At 66.8% G+C, this 21,343-nt stretch carries 19 protein-coding genes; 1 reads left to right on the top strand and 18 read right to left on the bottom strand.

Features of this window, described 5'->3' with window-relative positions; all coding sequences use genetic code 11:
• Positions 1-9 precede the first annotated feature (9 nt).
• Complete coding sequence (gene gltA, locus JMT67_RS01875; RefSeq protein WP_201462536.1) at positions 10-1,302, top strand: citrate synthase; 1,293 nt, start codon at positions 10-12, stop codon at positions 1,300-1,302.
• A gap of 82 nt (positions 1,303-1,384) precedes the next feature.
• Here the strand turns inward: gltA and lpxB are convergent, their stop codons facing one another.
• From lpxB to dnaE, 18 genes are all read right to left on the bottom strand, one after another.
• A complete protein-coding gene (gene lpxB / locus JMT67_RS01870; RefSeq protein ID WP_191558402.1) occupies positions 1,385-2,554 on the bottom strand; it encodes a lipid-A-disaccharide synthase in 1,170 nt (389 codons plus the stop codon).
• A complete protein-coding gene (gene lpxI / locus JMT67_RS01865) occupies positions 2,551-3,390 on the bottom strand; it encodes a UDP-2,3-diacylglucosamine diphosphatase (RefSeq protein WP_201462535.1) in 840 nt (279 codons plus the stop codon). The genes lpxB and lpxI overlap by 4 nt, the downstream gene beginning before the upstream one ends.
• On the bottom strand, positions 3,387-4,175 hold the full coding sequence (lpxA, locus tag JMT67_RS01860; RefSeq protein ID WP_191555553.1) for an acyl-ACP--UDP-N-acetylglucosamine O-acyltransferase: 789 nt from the start codon (positions 4,173-4,175) through the stop codon (positions 3,387-3,389). Before lpxA ends, lpxI begins: the two co-directional genes overlap by 4 nt.
• Positions 4,175-4,651, bottom strand: a complete 477-nt coding sequence (fabZ, locus tag JMT67_RS01855) for a 3-hydroxyacyl-ACP dehydratase FabZ (protein WP_054765564.1) — start codon at positions 4,649-4,651, stop codon at positions 4,175-4,177. Before fabZ ends, lpxA begins: the two co-directional genes overlap by 1 nt.
• A 2-nt stretch (positions 4,652-4,653) precedes the next feature.
• On the bottom strand, positions 4,654-5,667 hold the full coding sequence (lpxD, locus tag JMT67_RS01850) for a UDP-3-O-(3-hydroxymyristoyl)glucosamine N-acyltransferase (protein WP_201462534.1): 1,014 nt from the start codon (positions 5,665-5,667) through the stop codon (positions 4,654-4,656).
• Positions 5,668-5,674: 7 nt separating this feature from the next.
• Positions 5,675-6,277 (bottom strand): OmpH family outer membrane protein, encoded by a 603-nt coding sequence (locus JMT67_RS01845; protein ID WP_054765562.1) that lies wholly within the window; start codon positions 6,275-6,277, stop codon positions 5,675-5,677.
• Between the two features lie 37 nt (positions 6,278-6,314).
• Complete coding sequence (gene bamA, locus JMT67_RS01840; protein ID WP_201462533.1) at positions 6,315-8,729, bottom strand: outer membrane protein assembly factor BamA; 2,415 nt, start codon at positions 8,727-8,729, stop codon at positions 6,315-6,317.
• A gap of 29 nt (positions 8,730-8,758) precedes the next feature.
• Entirely contained in the window at positions 8,759-9,976 is a 1,218-nt protein-coding gene (locus tag JMT67_RS01835; protein WP_183215710.1) for a M50 family metallopeptidase, read from the bottom strand.
• Positions 9,977-9,999: 23 nt separating this feature from the next.
• The gene (gene dxr / locus JMT67_RS01830) at positions 10,000-11,196 is read right to left on the bottom strand and encodes a 1-deoxy-D-xylulose-5-phosphate reductoisomerase (protein ID WP_201462532.1); all 1,197 of its coding nucleotides are present in this window, start codon (positions 11,194-11,196) and stop codon (positions 10,000-10,002) included.
• Positions 11,193-12,014, bottom strand: coding sequence for a phosphatidate cytidylyltransferase (locus JMT67_RS01825; RefSeq protein WP_183215714.1), 822 nt, complete (start codon positions 12,012-12,014; stop codon positions 11,193-11,195). The genes dxr and JMT67_RS01825 overlap by 4 nt, the downstream gene beginning before the upstream one ends.
• A complete protein-coding gene (gene uppS / locus JMT67_RS01820) occupies positions 12,014-12,775 on the bottom strand; it encodes a polyprenyl diphosphate synthase (protein ID WP_182714654.1) in 762 nt (253 codons plus the stop codon). Before uppS ends, JMT67_RS01825 begins: the two co-directional genes overlap by 1 nt.
• 34 nt (positions 12,776-12,809) lie before the next feature.
• Positions 12,810-13,367 (bottom strand): ribosome recycling factor, encoded by a 558-nt coding sequence (frr, locus tag JMT67_RS01815; RefSeq protein ID WP_054765556.1) that lies wholly within the window; start codon positions 13,365-13,367, stop codon positions 12,810-12,812.
• Positions 13,368-13,406: 39 nt separating this feature from the next.
• Positions 13,407-14,141 carry a UMP kinase gene (gene pyrH, locus JMT67_RS01810; RefSeq protein WP_054765555.1) on the bottom strand — a complete coding sequence of 245 codons (735 nt, stop codon included), beginning with the start codon at positions 14,139-14,141 and terminating at the stop codon, positions 13,407-13,409.
• A gap of 125 nt (positions 14,142-14,266) precedes the next feature.
• The gene (gene tsf / locus JMT67_RS01805; protein WP_182714652.1) at positions 14,267-15,208 is read right to left on the bottom strand and encodes a translation elongation factor Ts; all 942 of its coding nucleotides are present in this window, start codon (positions 15,206-15,208) and stop codon (positions 14,267-14,269) included.
• Between the two features lie 102 nt (positions 15,209-15,310).
• Positions 15,311-16,195, bottom strand: a complete 885-nt coding sequence (gene rpsB / locus JMT67_RS01800; protein WP_201462531.1) for a 30S ribosomal protein S2 — start codon at positions 16,193-16,195, stop codon at positions 15,311-15,313.
• 224 nt (positions 16,196-16,419) lie between these two features.
• Positions 16,420-17,013: a DUF4142 domain-containing protein gene (locus JMT67_RS01795; protein WP_054765552.1), complete on the bottom strand. Its 594-nt coding sequence runs from the start codon at positions 17,011-17,013 to the stop codon at positions 16,420-16,422.
• 97 nt (positions 17,014-17,110) lie between these two features.
• On the bottom strand, positions 17,111-17,596 hold the full coding sequence (locus JMT67_RS01790; RefSeq protein ID WP_233455754.1) for a DUF3224 domain-containing protein: 486 nt from the start codon (positions 17,594-17,596) through the stop codon (positions 17,111-17,113).
• Positions 17,596-21,057, bottom strand: coding sequence for a DNA polymerase III subunit alpha (gene dnaE, locus JMT67_RS01785; protein ID WP_201462530.1), 3,462 nt, complete (start codon positions 21,055-21,057; stop codon positions 17,596-17,598). The genes JMT67_RS01790 and dnaE overlap by 1 nt, the downstream gene beginning before the upstream one ends.
• Positions 21,058-21,343 lie beyond the last annotated feature (286 nt).

Raw genomic sequence — 21,343 nt, 5'->3', positions numbered from 1 at the left:
GGGGCATTGATGACTGACCAAGCCAAAACCGCCACGCTCTCCTTCGAGGGCAAGAGCGTCGATCTGCCCGTTCTGTCGGGTTCGACCGGTCCGGACGTTATCGACATCCGCAAGCTCTACGGCGGAACGGGCGCTTTCACCTTCGATCCGGGCTTCACCTCGACCGCCTCCTGCGAGTCAGGCCTGACCTATATCGACGGCGACGCCGGCGTCCTGCTGCACCGGGGCTATCCGATCGACCAGCTGGCGGCCCAGTCGAACTTCATCGAGGTCTGCCACCTGCTGCTGCACGGCGAACTGCCGACGGCGGCTCAGTACGAAAAGTTCGAAAACAGCATCACCATGCACACGATGCTGCACGCCCAGTTCGACCGCTTCTTCGAGGGCTTCCGCCGCGACGCCCACCCGATGGCGATCATGGTCGGCACGGTCGGCGCCCTGTCGGCCTTCTATCACGACAGCCTGGACATCCATGATCCGGTCCAGCGCGATATCTCGGCCATCCGTTTGATCGCCAAGATGCCGACGATCGCGGCCCGCGCCTACAAATATCATGTCGGCCAGCCCTTCATCTCGCCGCGCAACGACCTGTCCTACGCCGAAAACTTCCTGCGGATGTGCTTCGCCGTGCCGGCCGAGGACTATCACGTCGATCCGGCCCTGGTGCGCGCCATGGACCGCATCTTCACCCTGCACGCCGACCACGAGCAGAACGCCTCGACCTCGACGGTGCGTCTGGCCGGTTCGTCGGGCGCCAACCCCTTCGCCTGTATCGCCGCCGGCATCGCCTGCCTGTGGGGCCCGTCGCACGGCGGCGCCAATGAAGAGGCGCTGAACATGCTCAAGGAGATCGGCACCCCCGACAAGATCCCCGAGTTCATCCAGGGCGTGAAGGACCGCAAATACAAGCTGATGGGCTTCGGCCACCGGGTCTATAAGAACTATGACCCGCGCGCCAAGGTCATGCAGCAGTCGGCCTATGAGGTTCTGGCCGCCACCGGCCGCGAAAACGACCCCCTGTTCCAGGTCGCCAAGGAGCTGGAAAAGGTCGCCCTGAACGACGAATATTTCACCTCGCGCAAGCTTTTCCCGAACGTCGACTTCTATTCGGGCATCACCCTGTCGGCCATGGGCTTCCCCACCACCATGTTCACCGTCCTGTTCGCCCTGGCCCGCACTGTGGGCTGGATCGCCCAGTGGCAGGAAATGATGGCCGATCCGTCGCAGAAGATCGGCCGCCCGCGTCAGCTGTACACCGGCCCGACGCAGCGCGATTACGTGCCGATCGAACAGCGCGGCTGATCAAGCGCCACAGGCCTGAAATGCAGAACGCCGGGGCGCAGGCCCCGGCGTTTTTCTTTGTCTGAGACAGGGATGGAGCCGCCTATCCAGCCGCCTTGGCCTCGATGACCCGCAACACGGCCTCGGCGGCCAGGGTCGAAGGATCCGGCCCGCCCCGCCCCATCAGGTCCAGCGCCGCCGTCTGACGCCTCGCCTGCTCGGCCGCAGCCTGGGGATCGTTCAACAGCCGCCCGACGGCCGCCGCCAGGTTTTCCGCAGACGCCTCGCCCTGGATGAACTCCGGGGCGATCCGTTCGCCGGCGGCGATGTTGAACAGGGTGATGTGTTCGGCCGTCACCAGCCGCTTCATCAGCTGATAGCTTACCCCTCCGATCTTGTAGGCGATCACCATCGGCGCCCCCGCCAGGGCCAGTTCGGTCGAGACGGTGCCGCTGGTCGCCAGGGCCGCCGTCGCCGCCCGCATGGCGTCGTACTTTTCGGCCTCATCGACGACATGGACGCGGAAAGGCCAGGCGGATACCCGCCCGACCACGTCCTTTGACACCGTCCCCGCCGCGACCACCGCGACTTCCAGGCCTGGATCCTGGGTCTTCAACCGCTTGACGGTCGCCTCATAGACCGGAGTCATCCGCGCGATTTCGGCCGGTCGGCTGCCCGGCAGGATCAGCAGCAGCTTGGCGTCAGGCGTGACGCCCCGCCGGGCGCGAAAGGCGGCGCCGTCGGCCCCGCCCATGTCGACGTGCAGGGCGGACGAGCCGACCACCGTCGTCGGCAGACCTTCACGCTCGAACCAGGGCGCGTCGAAGCTGTAGAGGGCCAGCAGATGATCCACGGCCCGCGCCAGGGTCCTGGCCCGGCCAGGACGAGACGCCCAAACCTGGGGTCCGACGTATTTGATCAAGGGCACGTCCGGCCGGGCGGCGCGAATCGCCTCTGCGACCCGAATGGTGAAGCCCCAGCTGTCGATCAGAACCACCGCATCCGGCTGTTCACGCGCCGCCAGGGCGGCCGTCTCCGCCACGCGACGGCGCACCGTCCGATAGGCCCGCAGGCCCTCGATCCAGCCCAAAATCGACAGTTCGGCGATGTCGAAGGGGCTGACGACGCCCTCGGCCGCCATGCGCGGGCCGCCGATGCCGACGAAGCTGACCCCCTGACCCAGCCGCGCTCTCAAGGCCCGCGCCAGGCCGGCGCCCAAGGCGTCGCCCGACGCCTCGGCCGCCACCAGCATGATCTTCAACGGACGGCTCATCGCGTTTCACCCCAGACGAACAGGCCCAACCGATCCGCCGCCGCCACGATCGCGGACCGGTCGATCAGGATCAACCGCCCGGCGACGCCGGCGATCCCCGCGAGCCCTGCCGCCGCCGCCAGCTCCACCGTGCGCGGTCCGATCACCGGCATGTCCACGCGCAGGTCCTGGATCGGCTTGGGCGCCTTGGCCAACGCGCCCCTGGGCGAGGCCGGAGCGCCGCGGAGATCGGCGGGCAGGGCCGCCACGCGGCGCAACATGGCGTCGGTGCCTTCCTGCGCCTCGACCGCCAGGACCAGGCCGTCACAGACGACCGCACCCTGGCCGATATCCAGTTCGCCGGACTTTTCGGCGACGTGAAGCGCCTTTCTCAGATCGTCCATCTGCTGCGAGGTCGGGACGACCGCCCCCAGCGCTCCGCCTGCCAGGGTCTCGCCGCCCAGGATGTCGTCAGCGCCTTCAACCGTAAATCCTTCGGCCTCGAAGATGGACAGAATCTTCCTCAGCAGGGCGTCATCGCCCTTGGTCGCCGCCGCGACGATGCCCGGCAGCAGAGACGCGCCCTTCAGATCGGGCTTCAAGGTCTTGAAATCGGGTCGATTGACGATGCCGGCAAGACAGACGCTGGTGCAGCCTTCAGCCTTCAGAGCCTTCAATATCGCCCCGATCTGGGCCATGCCGAACTCGGCGCCGGGCCAGCGGCTCAGATGCGGATCGGCGAAGCCCGCCAGACGGATGATGAAGACCGGCCGTCCCTCGACCTCGCACCGGGCCGCCACCGCCGCCGGCAGATCGCCGCCCCCGGCGATCAGCCCCAGCCTTCCCGAGCGGCTCATTCCGCGTTCGGCAGACACAGCGGACGCCGCCCGCCATCACGGATGAAGGCGATGATCTCCAGGATCTCCGGCAGGTCGGCGTAGGCCTGGGCCACGCCGTCGATGCGACCGGCGAACTCGCCCTCGCCCTCGAACAGGTCGCGATAGGCGGCCAGCAATCTTCGTATCTGGGATTTGCCGTAACCCTTGCGCTTAAGACCGATCAGGTTCAGCCCGCGCAGTCGCGCGTGATTGCCCCAGGCCGAGCCATAGGGGATGACGTCGCGGGTCACGGCGGCCAGACCGCCGATGATCGCTCCCTGCCCCACGCGCCCGTTCTGGTGGACGGCGCACAGTCCACCCAGGAAGACCTTGTCGCCGACCTGGGCGTGACCGCCCAGGGTGGCGTTGTTGGCCATGACCAGGTTGCTGCCGACCACGCAGTCATGGCCGATATGGGCGCCGGTCATGAACAGATTGTTGGAGCCGACGACGGTCACGCCCGTTCCCTGGGGCGTGCCCCGGTTGAAGGTGCAGTGCTCGCGGATCAGATTGTTCTCGCCGATCTCCAGCCGCACCGGCTCGCCCTTGTAGCCGTTGTGCTGCGGATCGCCGCCGATGACGGCGAAGGGATGGATCACGGTTCCAGCCCCGACCGTCGTGTCCTGCTGGACCACTACATGGCTGACCAGGCGCACGCCCTCGGCCAGGGAGACATTCGGTCCGACCGTGCACCAGGGGCCGACCTCGACCCCTTCGGCCAGGGTCGCCGTGGCGTCGATCAGGGCGGTGGGGTGGATGGCCATCAGGCGGCGGGCTCCGTCGCCGGCGTGGGCACCGTCACCACCATGGCCATGAACTCGGCCTCGGCCGCCAGCTTGCCGTCGATGAAGGTTTCGCCGCGGAACTTGTAGGCGTCGCCGCGCGCCTTGATCACCTTGACCTGCATGCGCAGCTGATCGCCGGGCCGCGCCGGCTTGCGGAAACGCACGCCGTCGATCGACATGAACATGATGACCTTGTCCGCCACGGCGACGTCCAGGGTCTTGGACATCAGCAAGGCGCCGGTCTGCGCCATGGCTTCAACGATCAGCACGCCCGGCATGACCGGATCGATCGGGAAATGGCCGGGGAAGAAGGGCTCGTTGTGGGTGACGTTCTTGATCCCCACGATGGAAGTCGCGGGAACAAACTCCTCGGCCTTGTCCACCAGCAGGAAGGGATAGCGGTGCGGCAGCCGCCGCATCACCTCGGCGTAGTCGATCTTGCCGTCTTCACTCATCCCTATGATTCCCTTGGGGCCTTCTTTGAAGACGCCTGTTTGGCGAGCCAGACGGTTTCACGCAAGAACTGTCGGATCGGGCGGGCGGGATAGCCGGACCAGGTCTCGCCCGGCGGAATGTCCGCCAGCACCCCCGCCCCAGCCGCCACCCGCGCGCCTTCGCCGATCGTCAGATGGTCGCCGACCCCCGCCTTGCCGCCGAAGATGACATTGTCGCCGCTGGTCACGGAGCCGGAAATCCCCGTATTGGCCGCCATCAGATTGTTGCGGCCGATGACGCAGTTGTGGCCCACCATGACCAGATTATCGATCTTGGTGTTCTCGCCGATGACGGTGTCGTCATAGGCGCCGCGGTCGATGCAGCTGTTGGCGCCGACCGTCACGCCGTCCTGCAAGATCACGCGGCCCAGCTGGGGAATGTCCATGGCGCCGGCCGCCGTGCCGGTGGCGCCGAAGCCCGCCTCGCCGATGCGGGCGCCGGCGTAGAGCTTCACACGGTCGCCGATCAGGGCGAAGCCGACGGTGACGTTCGAACCGATCACACAGTCCCGGCCGATCTGAACGCCCGGGCCGATCACCGTATTGGCGCCGATGCGCGTGCCGCAGCCGATGCGGACGCCCTCGCCCAGAACCGCGCCGGGTTCGATCACCACGCTGTCGTCCTCGGACGCCTCAGACGGGGCGATGGCGCGGTCCAGGCTCAAGGGGCGGTGCAGCAGAGCCGAGGCCAGGGCCCAGGACGCCTGGGGCGTGCGCGAGACGATCACCGCCGCCTCGGCCGGAACCGAGCCCACCGCCTGTTCCGGCACGATGACGCAGCCCGCCTGTGTCACCGCCAGGGCCGCCGCGAACTTGCGGTCGCCCATAAACGCGATCGCGCCCCCGTCCGCAGAGGACAGGGGCGCGACGGAACCGATCATCCGGTCCCCGCCCCGGACCACCTCGCCCCCGGTCTTGGCCGCCAGTTCGACGACGGACAGGGGCGAAAGGGTTTCGAAGAAGCGGGAATCGGGCATGAGGGCCTTAGTTGGCGGCGGCCGGCTGTTGCGGCTGCTGCGCCGGGACCGGCATGCGGTTGAACGACAGGGTCGGCAGGGCCGTGTTCAGCCGCTGGATCGCCGCGTCGGTCAGGTCCATGGCCGGGTTCATCATGAAGACGCTCTCGCGGTCCAGCAGCAGGCCGCAACCCTTTTCCTGATAGAGGGCGGTCAGGATCGGCGAGACGGCCTCGGTGATGGCCTGGCGCTGCATGGCCAGGGTGTAGCGCAGCTCGTTCTCGCGGGTGGCTTCCAGCTGCTGGGCCTCCTGGGCGCGCTGCTGCAGGGCCTGACGGCGCTGTTGCAGTTGATCCGCCGGCAGGCTAGCGCCCGAGGTTTGCAGTTGCTGGGCTTCCGACTGGATGGCGGTGGCATAGGGCTGAAGCTCGCCCTGAACCTCCTGGGCCAGTTGCTGCATGCGGGCCTCGACCGCCTGACCGGCGGCCGACTGGGCCAGCAGGCGGGCGTTGTAATAGACGCAGACGCCCGGAATGACCGGACCGGGGTTGGCCGGCGCGGCCGTCTGGGCCGAGGCGGCGGTGGCGACCAGCGAGGCGGCGGCCGTGGCGGCGATGATCAGAGCTTTCATGGGTATTCCTCTGCGAACGCTTTTTTGCGTCGCTTCCTTAGAATTGGGTGGAGGTCGAGAAGCGGAAGGATTCCGTCTTGTCGTAGTCTTCCTTGGACAGGACCTTTGAGATGTCGAACCGGATCGGGCCCATCGGCGACTTCCAGTGGATGCTGACGCCGGCGGAAGCCCGCAGCGACAGCTCGTCGGCGATGGTGGTGTCGACCGTACCGGTCGAGGTCAGCTTATAGCGGTCATCCAGAACTCCCAGGGTGCCGACGTCGGCGAACAGCGAGGTCTTGATGCCGTACTGTTCGGGCAGATAGTTGGGCACGGTCAGTTCGACGGTGCCGATGGCGTAGAAGTTGCCCCCCAGGGCGTCGGTGGTGTCCAGGTCGCGCGGCCCCATGCCGGCGGTTTCGAAGCCGCGGAAGCTGTTGCCGCCCTTGAAGAAGCGATCGTTGATGCGGATCGGGTCGCCGTTCCAGCCGCTGACATAGCCGGTGGAGCCTTGAAGGCTGACGATCCAGCGCGGGGTGATGCCGTAGTACCAGGCGGCGTCCGCCTCGGTCTTCACATAGTTGACGTCGCCGCCCAGGCCCGCGAAGTCCTGACGCAAGGAGCCGGACCAGCCGCGCGTCGGCCGGATCGGATCGTTGGTGTAGTTCATCTGAAGCGTATAGCCCGCAGACGAGTTGATGTAGCTGCCGACCTGGTCGCACAGGGCCGAAGAGCCGCTGCCGCTGGTGTTGCAATAGCCGGTCGGGACGATGATTTCGTCGGACTTCAGGAAGTAGCGGGTGCTGAGCCACATATTGCCGTTCAGCGGATAGGTCAGACGCAAGCCGCCGCCGGTCGAACGGTAGTCGTAGGAGGAATATTCGCTGAGGTCATAGCGCGAGTGGAACAGGTCCCACCCGGCGCGCAGATCGCGGCCCAGGAATTTCGGCTCGGTGAAGCGGAAGTCGACCTGTTGACGCAGCGAACCCCACTCCAGCCGGGCGACGACGTTCTGGCCCCGACCGCGGAAGTTCCGCTCTGAAATGCCCAGGTTCACCGTAAAGGAATCGACCGAGCTGAAGCCGGCCCCGACCGAAAGTTCGCCGGTGGGCTGTTCCTGGACGTTGACGTTGACGATGCTCCGGTCCGGGGCGCTGCCGCGGGTCTCTTCGATCGTCACGTCCTTGAAGAAGCCCAGCGCGCGCAGATTGTTGCGCGACCGTTCCATCAGGGCGCGGTTGAAGGCGTCGCCTTCGGTCAGCATCAGCTCGCGCCGGATGACGGGATCGATGGTGCGGGTGTTGCCGATCACATTGATGCGGTCGATGTAGACCCGCTGGCCTTCTGAGACGTTGAAGGTGACGTCGACCGTATCGGTGTCGGGATTGGCGCGGTACGTCGGATTGATTTCGACGAACGCATAGCCCGCAGAGCCGGCGGCGAAGGTCAAGGCGTCGACCGCCTGTTCGATCTTGTCGCTTTCGTACAGCTGGCCTTCGCGGATCGGGACCAGGGCCTTCAGGAACTGGGCGTTGAGGCGGTCGTTCTGCGTGACCACGTCGATCTTGCCGAAGTTGTACTTGTCGCCTTCGTTCAGCGTCAGGGTGATCTGGAAAGCCTGATTATCCGGCTGAAGTTCCGCAACCGACGAAATGATGCGGAAGTCGTAATAGCCGCGGTTGGTGTAGAACTTGCGCAGCTGCTCCTGGTCGTATTCCAGGCGGTTGGGATCGTAGTTGTCGTTGTTGGAGAAGAACTTCCACCACTGCGACCGCTCGGTCACCATGACGTCGCGGACGTCGTTGTCCGAAAAGGCCTTGTTACCCAGGACGTTGATGGCGCTGATGCCGGTCTGCGGCCCTTCGTTGATCTCAAAGATCACATCGACGCGGTTCTGCTCCAACTGAACCAGCTTGGGCGTCACCGTCGCCGAAATCCGGCCTTGCAGGCGGTAGAGCTCGACGATGGAGCCGACGTCCTCCTGAACCTTGGCGCGGGTGTAGATGCCACGCGGCTGGAGGGTGACCTCCTTGGTCAGCTTGTCCTGAGAGACGGCGCTGTTCCCCTCGAACACCACCTGGTTGATGATCGGGTTTTCGACGATCTGAACGATCAGATCGCCGTTCTGCACGCCCAACTGCACGTCGGCGAACAGGCCGGTCCGCGAAAGGGTGCGCACGGCCACGTCCAGCACGGCGGCGTCAACGGTGTCGCCGGGGCGGATCGGCAGATAGGACAGGACCGTGGTCTGGTCGATCCGCTGGGCGCCCTGGACGATGATCCGATTGACGGTCAGGGCCTGGGGCGCTGCGACCTCGACGCGCGGCGGCTGTTGCGGGGCCGCGCCCTCGGCGGCGGGCGCCGGAGCCGACTGAGCCAGGGCGGGAGCGGAAAAGCCCGCGGCCACGGCCAGCGCCAGGAGGCTGGATCGGGCGCTCAGTCGGACGGCGGCGCGAGATTTCATGTCGTTCATTCTGAAAACCATCGGGGGCTGGCGTCGGCTCACGAGACGAGCCCGCCGAGGAATTGGAAGAGGTTGAGCTTCTGTAGGTCGTTCCACGTCGCGAACAACATAAATCCCGCCAGAAGCGCAAGACCTGCGCGATAGCCCATCTCCTGATACCGCGCCGCCACGGGTCGCCGCGCCACGGCTTCATAGCCGTAGAAAAGCAGGTGGCCGCCGTCCAGAACCGGAATGGGCAAAAGATTTAGAAATCCGATTCCGATCGAAAGTATGGCGGCGAAGCTTGTCAGGGTGAGAAGGAGGTTGAGCGCCATCGCCTGAGGCGCGGGATCGGCCTCCACCGCCGCCGTGGTCAGGGCGCCGGTCGCCTTGGCGATCCCCAGCGGTCCGCTGAACTGATCGCCCGACTCCCGACCCGTGACCAGCCGCCCCAGATAGGTCAGGGTCGAGCCGATGATTTCGCCGGTCTGACGCACCCCCTCGGTCACGGCCTCGAGCGGCCCATAGCGGAGATGGCGGACATCGGCCCGGCTGGCGCCCAGCCCCAGGCCGATCCGACCCACCTTGATGCGGCCGGCGATCGGATCGTTTTCTTCCCGGCGCTCCGGCACCGCCACCAGTTCCACCGTCTGCGCGCCGCGCTCGACGGTGAAGCGAACCGGGTCGCCGGTGGACAGCATGACCGTCTGGGTCACCTCTCCCCCGTCCCGCACTGTGCGGCCGTTGACCCCGGTGATCAGGTCGCCCACCTGGAATCCGGCGGCGGCGGCGGGGGAACCGGCCTGAATCTGGGCCACCCGCGCCGGCCGGATCTGCGTGCCGATGGTCATGAAGACCAGGGCGAAGATCGAAATCGCCAGGATGAAGTTGGCCGCCGGGCCGGCGACGACGATCAGGGCGCGCTGCCAGACGGGTTTGAAATGAAAGTAGTCGCGTTCGGCCCCCGCACCGCCCTGGGCGACCAGGCGTTGGCGCAGTTCGGCCAGCCCAGCCTGATCGGGCACGCTGGATGCATCCAGATCGCCGGAGAATTTGACGTAGCCGCCGAGCGGCATCCAACCCAGCCGCCATTCGATCCCGTGGCGGTCGGTGCGGCTGAAGATCGCCCGGCCGAAGCCGATGGCGAACCGATCCACCTTCACGCCGAAGGCGCGGGCGACCAGGAAATGGCCCAGTTCATGGATGGTGACGATGAAGGTCAGCACCAGCAGGAACGGCACGATATAGATCAGGATCTGACCCAGGGCGCCCAGCATCGTAAATCGTCTCCCCTGGCCGATCAGGCCGCGTTCGCCAGTCCGGCGATAATGGATCCGGCGATCCGTCGCGCCTCAGCATCGACCGAAAGGGCCGCGCTGCAGGCGTCTCCAGAGCCGAACACCATCCCCGCTTTCATCGCACGCTCAAGGGTTTCGGCGACGACTGCGGCAATATTGAGAAAGGCCAGCTTGCGGTCAAGAAAGGCGAAGGCCGCCATCTCATTGGCGGCGTTGAACACCGCCGGCGCCGCCCCGCCCGCCTTCAGGGCCTGACGGGCCAGGTCCAAGGCCGGAAAACGCGCCAGATCCGGCGCTTCGAACGTCAGCCGCCCCAGCTCGGGCAGGTCCAGCTTGGGCGCGGGCCAGGCGATCCGGTCGGGCCAGGCCAGGGCGCAGGCGATCGGTGTGCGCATGTCCGGCGGGCCCATCTGGGCCAGGGTCGAACCATCCACATATTCCACAAGGCTATGGATGATCGATTCGGGGTGGACCACGACGTCGATCCGATCGGCGGGCATGGCGAACAGATAGGCCGCCTCGATCATCTCCAACCCCTTGTTGGCCATGGTCGCGCTGTCGACCGAGATCTTGGCGCCCATGCTCCAGTTGGGGTGGGCCACGGCCTGTTCCGGCGTGATCCCGACCATCTGGGCTCGCGGAGTCTGGCGAAAAGGTCCGCCCGAGGCGGTCAGCACCAGCTTGGCCACCCGCTCCGGCGCCTCGGCCGGAAACACCTGGAAGATGGCCGAATGTTCGGAATCGACCGGGATGAGACGTCCCCCCGCCCGGTTCACGCGCTCGATCAGGGTCGCGCCGCAGCAGACCAGGCTTTCCTTGTTCGCCAGGGCCAGGGTCGCGCCGGTGTCGGCCGCCGCCCAGGCCGACTTCAGCCCCGCCGCCCCGACGATGGAGGCCATGACCCAGTCGACGGGACGGCTCGCCGCCTCGACGACCGCCGCCTCTCCCGCCGCCGCCGCCACGTCCGTGCCGGCCAGGGCGTCGCGAAGCTCGTCCAGACGCGCGGCGTCGGCGGGCACGGCCACACGCGGCTTCCAGCGCCGGGCCTGTTCAGCCAGCCGGGCGATGTTCGATCCGCCCGTCAGGGCCTCGACCTCAAAGGCGGCGGCCCCGCCCGCCTCGGCCTGGTCCATCAGATCCAGGGTGGACGAACCCACCGAGCCCGTGGAGCCCAGGACGGAGACGCGACGGCGGATCAAGACGCGCCCCGCTCGACCATCAGAACGATCAGCCGTCCGACGGCGACGACCACGACGGCGAACATCAGCCCGTCCACCCGATCGAGCAGGCCGCCGTGGCCGGGAATGGTGTTGCCCGCGTCCTTCACCCCGAAGCGCCGCTTCAGGCCCGATTCCCACAGGTCGCCCGCCATGGTCGCCAGGGCGGCCGCAAGACCCAGCACGCCGCCCCAGAAGACGGTCAACCGCCCCATGTCGAACCAGGCCGTCATGACGGCTCCGGCGACGGCGCCCGCCAGGATGCCCCCGACGAAGCCGGACCAGGTCTTGTTGGGCGAAAAGCGGGGCCACAGCTTGGGGCCGCCGAAGGTCGATCCGGCCAGATAGGCCAGGATGTCAGCCGACCAGGCGACGGCGAAGACCAGCACGGTCCAATGCAGGCCGACCGTGGCGTCCACGTCCCGCAACCAGATCAGCAGGACCGACGGCCAGCCCAGATAGAGGACCCCATAGGCGGCGTCCAAGGCCTGTTGCCCCCGGCTGCGCGCATAGAGGCCGGCGGCGGCGGCGCCGAAAACCAACATCACGAAGGCGACCGACATGACGCCGAAATAGGCGCTGACCACTGCGGCGACCACGCCCAGGCTGACGGCCCCGCCGATCAGGCGTCGCGCATGCGGGGCGCTCATCGCCGCCCATTCAAAGGCCAGGACCACGCCGGCGGCGGTGATCAGGGCCAGAAACCAGACGCCGCCGATCCAGGTCGCCGCCACGGCGGCCGGCGCCAGGACGGCGGCGGAGGCGGCCCGCAAGGCGATGTCGCGTCCCTTGACCGCCATCAGGCCGACACGCGCGCAGGCTCGACCGCACGACCGCCATAGCGGCGCTCGCGCTGCCGGAAGATCAGCACCGCCTCCTCCAGCGCCTTCGGTCCATAATCGGGCCAGAGCACGTCCTGAAACACCAGTTCGGCATAGGCGGCTTCCCACAGCAGGAAGTTCGACAGCCGCTGCTCGCCCGAGGTGCGTATGATCAGGTCCAGCGGCGGCGACCCCGCCGTGGCCAGGCCGTCGGTGATGTCGGCCTCGCCGATCGGCTCGATCGTCTCGCCGGCCAGCATCCGCTGCATATGGCGACGGGCGGCGTCGATCAGGTCCGCACGGCCGCCGTAGTTGAAGGCGACCTGAAGCAGGAACCGGTCATTGTGCGCGGTCTGGGCCTCGGCCATTTCGATGATGGCGGCGATGTCGGCCGGAAGGCCCTCGCGACGGCCCAGAACCCTCAGGCGCACGCCCGCCTTTTCCAGACGGGCCAGATCGCTGGCCACATAGGTTCGCACCAGCCCCATCAGGTCCGAGACCTCGTCGGGCGGCCGGCTCCAGTTCTCGGTCGAAAAGCCGAAGACAGTCAGACACTGAATGCCCAGATCCGGCGCCGCCTGGATGGTGCGCTTCAGGGCCTGGACGCCCTCGCGATGGCCCACGGCGCGCGGCAGCCCGCGCGCCTTCGCCCAGCGACCGTTGCCGTCCATGATGATGGCGACATGGCGCGGTCCAGCGGGAGGACGCGAGCCTGAAGGCGCGGCGCTGTCTGCCGTCATCTGTCTTACGATCCCATCAGGCCCGGTCTGTTCGTCAGACCTGCATGATCTCTTGTTCCTTGGTCTTCAAGGCTTCGTCGATACGCTTGATGGCCGCATCCGTCTCCTTCTGGACTTCGGTCTCCAGCTTCTTCTGTTCGTCCTGGCTGATCTCGCCGGCCTTTTCGGCCTTCTTGAAGTCGTCATTGGCGTCGCGACGGACGTTGCGAACGGCGATCTTCTGCTGTTCGGCGTACTTGCCCGCCAGCTTGACCAGGTCCTTGCGGCGTTCCTCCGTCAGGGGCGGGATCGGAATACGCAGGGTCTGGCCGTCGACGATGGGGTTCAGGCCCAGATTGGCGTTGCGGATCGCCTTTTCGACCGAGACCACCATCCCCTTGTCCCAGACATTGACCGTGATCATGCGCGGCTCGGGCACGCTGATGGCCGCGACGGCCGTCAGCGGCGAGGTCGAGCCGTAGGCCTCGACCCGCACGGGTTCCAGGAGGCCGGCGTTGGCGCGTCCGGTCCGCAGGCCGCTGAATTCTTCCTTCAGGGCGGCGACCGCCTTGTCCATGCGGTCGCGGTAGGTCTTCACGTCAGGCTTGGCCATGGTCTTGGTCTCTCTCGTCTCTATTCGTCGTCCGAACGATCAGCCGCGGTCCTGGATGATCGTGCAGGTGCCCTCGCCCGTCAGGGTCCGGCGCAGGGAATCGTCTTCGCGAATGGAGAAGACGACGATCGGGATGCCCGTATCGCGCATCATGGCGATGGCGGAAGCGTCCATCACCCTCAGGTCCTTGGCCAGAACGTCCTGATAGGTCAGGGTGTCATAGCGGGTCGCGGTCGGGTCCTTCTTGGGGTCGGCCGTATAGACGCCGTCCACGCTGGTGCCCTTCAAGAGGGCGTCGCAGCCCATTTCGGCGGCGCGCAGGGCGGCGCCGGAATCGGTGGTGAAGAAGGGCGCGCCCACCCCGGCGGCGAAGATCACCACCCGACCCTTTTCCAGGTGACGCAGGGCGCGGCGGCGAATGTAGGGTTCGGCTATGGCGGCCATCGGAATGGCGCTCTGCACCCGGGTCGAGACGCCGATCTTCTCCAGCGCCGACTGCATGGCCAGGGCGTTCATGATGGTGGCCAGCATGCCCATATAGTCGGCCTGGGCCCGCTCCATCCCCGCCGCCGCCTTGGACAGGCCGCGGAAGATGTTGCCCCCGCCGATCACCAGACAGATTTCCACACCCTCGGCCGCCACCTGGGCCACGGCCTTGGCGACCGTGTCCACCGTCTTCATGTCCACGCCGAACGCCTGATCGCCCATCAGCACCTCGCCGGACACCTTGAGCAGGACGCGCTTGTAGCGGAAGTTAGACGGGGCGTCGGGCATGCGGTGTGGTCCGTTGTCTGCGGCGCCGTTGAATCAGGCGACTTCTTATAGACGAAGGGCGCGCCGGCCTTCAAAGCCGAACGCGCCCCTCTGATACAAAACCCTCACGAATGAGGGAAAGGGTCTTAGTTTCCGCCCATCATGGAGGCGACTTCCGACGCGAAATCGGGTCCTTCGACCTTCTCCACGCCCTCGCCCAGAGCCAGGCGGACAAAGCCCGCCAGGTGCAGGTTGGACGAGCCCAGTTCCTTGGCCGAGTTGGCGACCAGCTGTTCGATGGTCACGTCCGGATCCATCACGAACGGCTGCTTGGTCAGCACCACGTCCTTCTGGAACTTGTTGATCTGGCCTTCCACGATCTTGTCGATCATGGCTTCGGGACGACCCTCTTCCTTGGCCTTTTCGATCAGGACGGCGCGTTCCTTTTCGATGGCGGCCGGGTCCAGATCGTCGGTGTTCAGCGACAGCGGCGCCGTGGCGGCGACGTGCATGGCGATCTTGCGGCCCAGGTCGCGTAGGGCGGTCTTGTCGCCTTCGCCTTCCAGAGCCACCAGAACGCCGATGCGGCCGACGCCCGGAGAAACGGCGTTGTGGACATAGGTCGCGACCACGCCTTCCGACACCGACAGGCGGGCGGCGCGGCGCAGCTGCATGTTTTCGCCGACGGTGGCGATCAGGTTGGTCACCTCGTCCTGGACCGTCTTGCCGGCTTCCAGCTCGGCGCCGTGCAGAGCCTCGACCGTGTGGTGCTCAAGGCCCAGCTGGGCGAAGGCCTTGGCGGCGTTCTGGAACAGTTCGTTGCGGGCGACGAAGTCGGTTTCCGCATTGAACTCGATGGCGGCGGCGACTTCGCCCTTGCCGTCTTCCTTGGACGCCACGGCCACCAGACCTTCGGCGGCGACGCGGTCAGCCTTCTTGGCGGCCTTGGACAGGCCCTTGGCGCGCAGCCAGTCGATGGCGGCTTCGATATTGCCGTCATTTTCCTGCAGGGCCTTCTTGCAGTCCATCATGCCGACGCCCGAACGCTCGCGAAGTTCCTTCACGAGGGCGGCAGTGATCTCGGCCATGTTCTTCTCCTTGGGGGATTCGTATGTGGTAACGGCCGGGCTGACTTAGCCCGGCCGTGTGTCAGTTCAACGCACGGCCCTCGTCTTGAAGGCCGCCCGGCGTCAGCCGACAGCCTGTTCGGTCTCGACCGCGTCCAGAGCCGCCGTATTGGCCGCGGCGTCGTCCGAGGCCAGCAGCTCTTCGGCGACCGCTTCCGTACCGGCCGGCGCGGGCTCGGCTTCGGCCGGGGCCGAGGCTTCGCGCAGCATCGGCTCGACCGGGGCTTCCGAGGCGCCCAGGTCGATGCCCGAGGCCGAGGCGCCAGCGGCCAGACCGTCCAGGACGGCGTCGGCGATCAGGTCGCAGTAGGTCTGGATGGCGCGGGCGGCGTCGTCATTGCCCGGCACCGGATAGGTGATGCCGTCCGGGTCCGAGTTGGTGTCCAGGATGGCGATGATCGGGATGTTCAGCTTGCGGGCTTCCTGGATCGCGATCGCTTCCTTGTTGGTGTCGATCACGAACATGATGTCCGGAATGGAGCCCATGTCCTTGATGCCGCCCAGCGACAGTTCCAGCTTGTCCTTCTCGCGCTGCAGGTTCAGCAGCTCCTTCTTGACCCGGCCTTCGCCGCCGTTGGCCAGGATGGTTTCCAGCTCGCGCAGACGAGCGATCGAACCGGAGACGGTGCGCCAGTTGGTCAGGGTGCCGCCCAGCCAGCGGTTGTTCATATAGTATTGGGCGCAGCGCTTGGCGGCTTCGGCGACCGGCTCGGCGGCCTGGCGCTTGGTGCCGACGAACAGGACGCGGCCGCCCTTGGCGGCGACGTCGCGCACCGCCACCAGGGCCTGGTGGAAAAGCGGCATCGTCTGCGACAGGTCGATGATGTGGATGTTCGAGCGCGAGCCGAAGATGTAGCGGTCCATCTTCGGGTTCCAGCGGTGCGTCTGGTGGCCGAAGTGGGCGCCCGCTTCCAGCAGGGTGCGCATCGAGAATTCAGGCAGAGCCATGATCGTTCAGTCCTTTTTCCGATCTAACGTGGCGCGGGGATTAAAGGTCTGAAAGACCCTCGGAATGGAGCGGAGCGGGATGTCTCCCCGAACCGCGCCTCGCCCGCGTTGCGAAGTGCGGGGGCCATGTAGTCGGGATGGCCCGCAATAGCAAGCGCCGCGTGAACAGGACGAAGGGCGGCCCCGTCAAGAGCCGCCCTTCCACCTGCGATCCTAGGACCGTCTTACATGCCGTTGACCAGGGCCTGAGCCCGGTCGCGGTGGGTGGTGATGGTCGGGATCATCTCCCGCGCCAGGGTGGCCAGGGCCGGGGCGTCGCTGTTGTCGGAGAAGCCGTTCAACAGGGTCAGGGTTTCATTATGTGCCGCGACCTGCTGGTCCAGATAGACCTTGTTGAAGTCGTCCGGGGCGGCGGCGTTCAGATTGTCGATCAGACCCTGGCGGCGCTGGTCCAGCATGGTCGGCACGGTCACGTCCGGCGCGGCGGTCGCAGCGGTCGACTTCAGCTTGTCGCCCGCAGCCATGTGATCCTTCTCGATCATGGCGGCCAAGGCCTTGACGTCGGCGTTGTTCGACTTGGCCTGGGCGATCTTGGCGGCCTCGATCTCATACATGTTGCCGACCGCCAGATTGGTGACGAAGCCGTCCACCGTATTGGCGCCCAGGGTGGCCGCCGAAGTCTGGCCCACCATGCCGGACGTCGCGTCCTGGGTGGCGTTCACGGCTTCGCCGGTGTTCTGGGCCGCAGTGTCGCCGCCCTGGTTACAGGCCGCGAGAAGAGCCAGCGACGCGGCGCCGGCGAGAACGAGATTTTTCATGGAACAGTCTCCCTATGGACTGCCAAAACCCGCCCCGCCGCTGTCAGGTTCCGAAAATTCACAAGCTTCGCCATAGGCTTGGCTGTATATGGCGGCCTCAGGGCAGGCTGTATTCCAGCTGGTAGCGGTGGACGCCGCCCTCGATCTTGAGATGAAAGACGCCCGCAATCCCAGCCAGTTCGCCTTCGCCGGAACCGGGCACGATGGTGATCAGAAGATCCTGAGCGCCCGCCTCCATGACGCCCCGATGGACCAGGGCGAAGGCGCCGCGTCGCCCCTCCAGAACGCCGGACACCCGCTCCATGGCGACATAGGCGCCCGAGCCGTCCTTGAGCAGCCCCAGCATCTCGCCCGCGCCCTCGCCCTGCAGATCCCCGTGAAAGGTCTTGGCCAAACGCATCCGGCCGGGCGCGCCGCCGGGCGCATCGGCGTCTGGAGCGATCGGCGTGATCTGAACCTCGAAGGTTCCGACGGCGTGGGACATGGTCTGGCTCCTTGAGGCGGCGATCGGCTGGAGGGGCGGAGCGTCCGAAGGATCGGCCCCCGCCAGACTCAGGGCGAGGATCAGACCGCAAGCCGACATCAGGCGTCCTCCAGCATCAGGACGCCGGGCGCGGACTTCAGAGCGCCGCGCAGGGCGCCGTCCAGACGATAACGGCCGGGCAGTTTGATCTCGACCTCCTGACGACCGTCCAGCGAAGCGACCAGGGCGATCTCCCCGCCCTTGCCGATGGCGCCGGATCGGGCCCGCTCCAGACGAGTCTTCAGGGCCTCGGCGTCGGCGCTGCGGGCCGAGACGTGGATCCGCAGGCCGATGTTGGCGTCATCCAGCAGATTGTCCATCCGGCTGGCGTCGTCGCCGAAGAACCGCACCTCGCCCTCGGACGCCTTGGCGCGCACGCGCACCATGACGGTGGCGCCGGGCTCCAGCACCTCGCGGCATTTGCGCAGCTGTTCGGGCGGGAACAGGCATTCGAACTCGCCCGTCGGATCCGAAAAGGTCACGAAGGCGAACTTCTCGCCGGTGCGGGCGCTGGCGCGCTCTTGCCGGCGACGCACCACCCCGGCCATCTGGAAGGCTTCATGCCCCCCTTCGGCCAGGGGAATGGCCTCGGCGACGAAGGTGACGCGCTTGCGCTTCAGGGCCGAACTCATTTCGTCCAGCGGGTGGCCGGACAGGTAGAAGCCCACCGCCGACAGTTCGTGATCCAGACGCTCCGGCCCGACCCAGGGCTCGACGCTCTTCAGACGGGGCCGTCCCACATGGGCCTGGTCGGCGCCGAACAGGCTGACCTGGGACGAGGCGCGCTCGGCCGCCACGCTCTGGCAATAGGCCATTAGGACGTCTGCCTGTTCGACCAGCTGGCGGCGGTTCGGGTGGATGCTGTCGAAGGCCCCGGCCTTGGCCAGGCCTTCCAGCGCCCGCTTGTTGACGCTGCGCGGATCGACCCGCTCCAGAAAGTCGAAGATGTCGGCGAAGCGGCCGCCGGTCTCGCGCACCTCGATGACGTGCCGCATGGCCTCCAGCCCCACATTGCGGATGGCGCCGAGCGCATAAAGGACAGACCCTCGCCCCTCCTCCCAAGCCACGTCAAAGTCGGCCGAGGAGCGGTTGATGTCGGGCGGCAGCACCGGCACGTCGAACCGTTTGGCGTCCTGATAGAAGACCGCCAGCTTGTCGGTGTTCGACAGGTCCAGGCTCATGGACGCGGCGAAGAATTCGACCGGATGATTGGCTTTCAGCCAGCCCGTCTGGAAGGAGATCAGGGCGTAGGCGGCGGCGTGCGACTTGTTGAAGCCGTAGCCGGCGAACTTGGCCACCAGGTCGAAGATGGAGCCCGACTGGCTCTCGGGGACGGATTTTTCCAGGGCGCCCTTGATGAAGCGCGCCCGCTGGAAGTCCATCTCCTCCTTCTTCTTCTTGCCCATGGCGCGACGCAGCAGGTCGGCCTCGCCCAGGCTGTAGCCCGCCAGGATCTGGGCGATCTTCATCACCTGTTCCTGGTAGATGATGACGCCGTAGGTCTCGGTCAGCACCTCCTTCAGACTGGGGTGCAGATAGTCGACCTCGGCCCGGCCGAACTTCCGGTCGATATAGGTGTCGATCATCTCCATCGGCCCCGGCCGATAGAGGGAGATCAGGGCGGTGATCTCCTCGATGGAGCCGCAGCGCATCTTGCGCAGGGTGTCGCGCATGCCCTGGGATTCCAGCTGGAACACCCCGACCGTCTGGCCCGAAGCCATCAGCTCATAGGTCTTGGCGTCGTCCAGCGGCAGCTGGTTCCAGACCGGAGCGGCGCCGCGCCGGGACAGATAGCCGTGGGCCCGATCCAGGGTCGTCAGGGTCTTCAGGCCCAGGAAGTCGAACTTGACCAGACCGGCCGGCTCGACCCACTTCATGTTGAACTGGCTGGCCGGAATGGTGGAACGCGGGTCCTGGTACAGGGGCACCAGCTCGACCAGGGGGCGGTCGCCGATGACGATGCCGGCGGCGTGGGTCGAGGCGTTGCGGTACAGCCCCTCCAGCTCCAGCGCCGTCTCCAGCAGGGTGCGAACCGCCGGTTCGGCGTCCCTCGCCTCCTTCAGGCGCGGCTCCAGATCGATGGCCTGGGCCAGGGTGACGGGATTGGCCGGATTGTTCGGCACCATCTTGCAGAGCCGGTCCACCTGCCCCAACGGCATCTGCAGCACCCGACCGACGTCCCGCAGCACGGCCCGGGCCTGAAGCGTGCCGAAGGTGATGATCTGGGCCACCCGGTCCTTGCCGTAGTGGGCCTGGACATAGTCGATCACCTCTTCGCGCCGCTCCTGGCAGAAGTCGATGTCGAAGTCGGGCATGGAGACCCGTTCGGGGTTCAAGAACCGTTCGAACAGCAGGCCGAACCGCAAGGGGTCCAGATCGGTGATGGTCAGGGACCAGGCGACCAGCGACCCCGCCCCGGAGCCCCGCCCCGGCCCCACCGGGATGCCGTGCTCCTTGGCCCATTTGATGAAGTCCGACACGATCAGGAAGTAGCCGGGGAAGCCCATCTGCTGGATGATGCCGACCTCCCATTCCAGCCGGGTCCAGTAGTCTTCCTCCGGCACGGCGGGCGGGACCTGCTGAAGACGGAGCTTCAGCCCCTCGCGCGCCTGGTGGGCCAGTTCGTCGGCCTCGGACCGCCCCGCCCCGGTGTCGAAGCGCGGCAGGATGGGGGCATGGGTCTTGACCAGGAAGGCGCAGCGCCGAGCGATGTCGATGGTGTTGTCGCAAGCCTCGGGCAGGTCGGCGAACAGTTCGCGCATGGCCTCGGCCGACTTGAACCAGTGTTCGCCGGTGATCCGGCGGCGGTCCTCCTGGCCGGTGAAGGCGCCGTCGGCGATGCACAACAGGGCGTCGTGGGACTTCGCCTGGGCCGCCTTGGCGTAATAGACGTCGTTGGTGGCGACCAGGGGCGCGTCATTGTCATAGGCCCACTGGACCAGACCCGGCTCGGCCCGCCGCTCGTCCTCCAGGCCGTGGCGCTGAAGCTCGACATAGAAACGGTCGCCGAAGACGGACTTCATCGTCGACAAGGCGGCGGCGCCCTCCCCGGACTTGCCCTGGGCGAACAGGGGATCGATCGGGCCGTCGGGGCCGCCCGACAGCAGGATCAGGCCTTCGGAGCGGGCCGCCACCATGCTCCAGGCCACGCCCGGCTCGGCCATCTCGCCGGCCTCCAGATAGGCCGCCGAGGACAGGGCGCACAGATTGCGCCAGCCCGTCTCGTTCTGGACCAGCAGAACCACCGTCGGCGTCTTGGCCCAGCGCGCGGCCTGCTGACCGCCGATCCCCAGGACCGGAAGGGCGCAGCCGACGATGGGCTGGACCCCGGCGTCCTTGGTGGACTGGCTGAACTCCAGGGCGCCGAACAGGTTCGAACGGTCCGTGATCGCCACCGCCGGCATGCCCGCCTCGGCCGCCATCTTGCCCAGCTTGCCGGCCTTGATCGCGCCCTCCAGCAGGGAATAGGCCGAGCGGACCCGCAGATGGACGAAGCCCTGACTGTTCACCGTTTCGCTCACTGCACCTTCCGCCTCTCGCGTCGCCGATCAGGGCGCGCACGCCATCTTGGACCGAGTCTCACATCGTCGCGCGCGGGGACACCGCAAACCGCCCCAGAGACGGCCGATCTCGGCCCCAGCTGTGGATAGAGGCTTGGGCCGGTCGGGGAAAAAACAGTGTCCGAACTGTCCGATCTGTCCGAAACCTCCGCCTAAGTCTTTGATCTATTGAAAGCCGACAGTCGGACTGTCCGGCGCTCCGTCCGATCTCAGGCGGCGGTGACGCTGAAGGCCAGGGTCCAGACCA

It is taken from the genome of Brevundimonas aurantiaca, assembly GCF_904830995.1.
Classification (GTDB): domain Bacteria; phylum Pseudomonadota; class Alphaproteobacteria; order Caulobacterales; family Caulobacteraceae; genus Brevundimonas; species Brevundimonas aurantiaca.
Note: the sequence above shows the minus strand (reverse complement) of the source record. Positions and strands in the feature narration are given on the sequence as shown.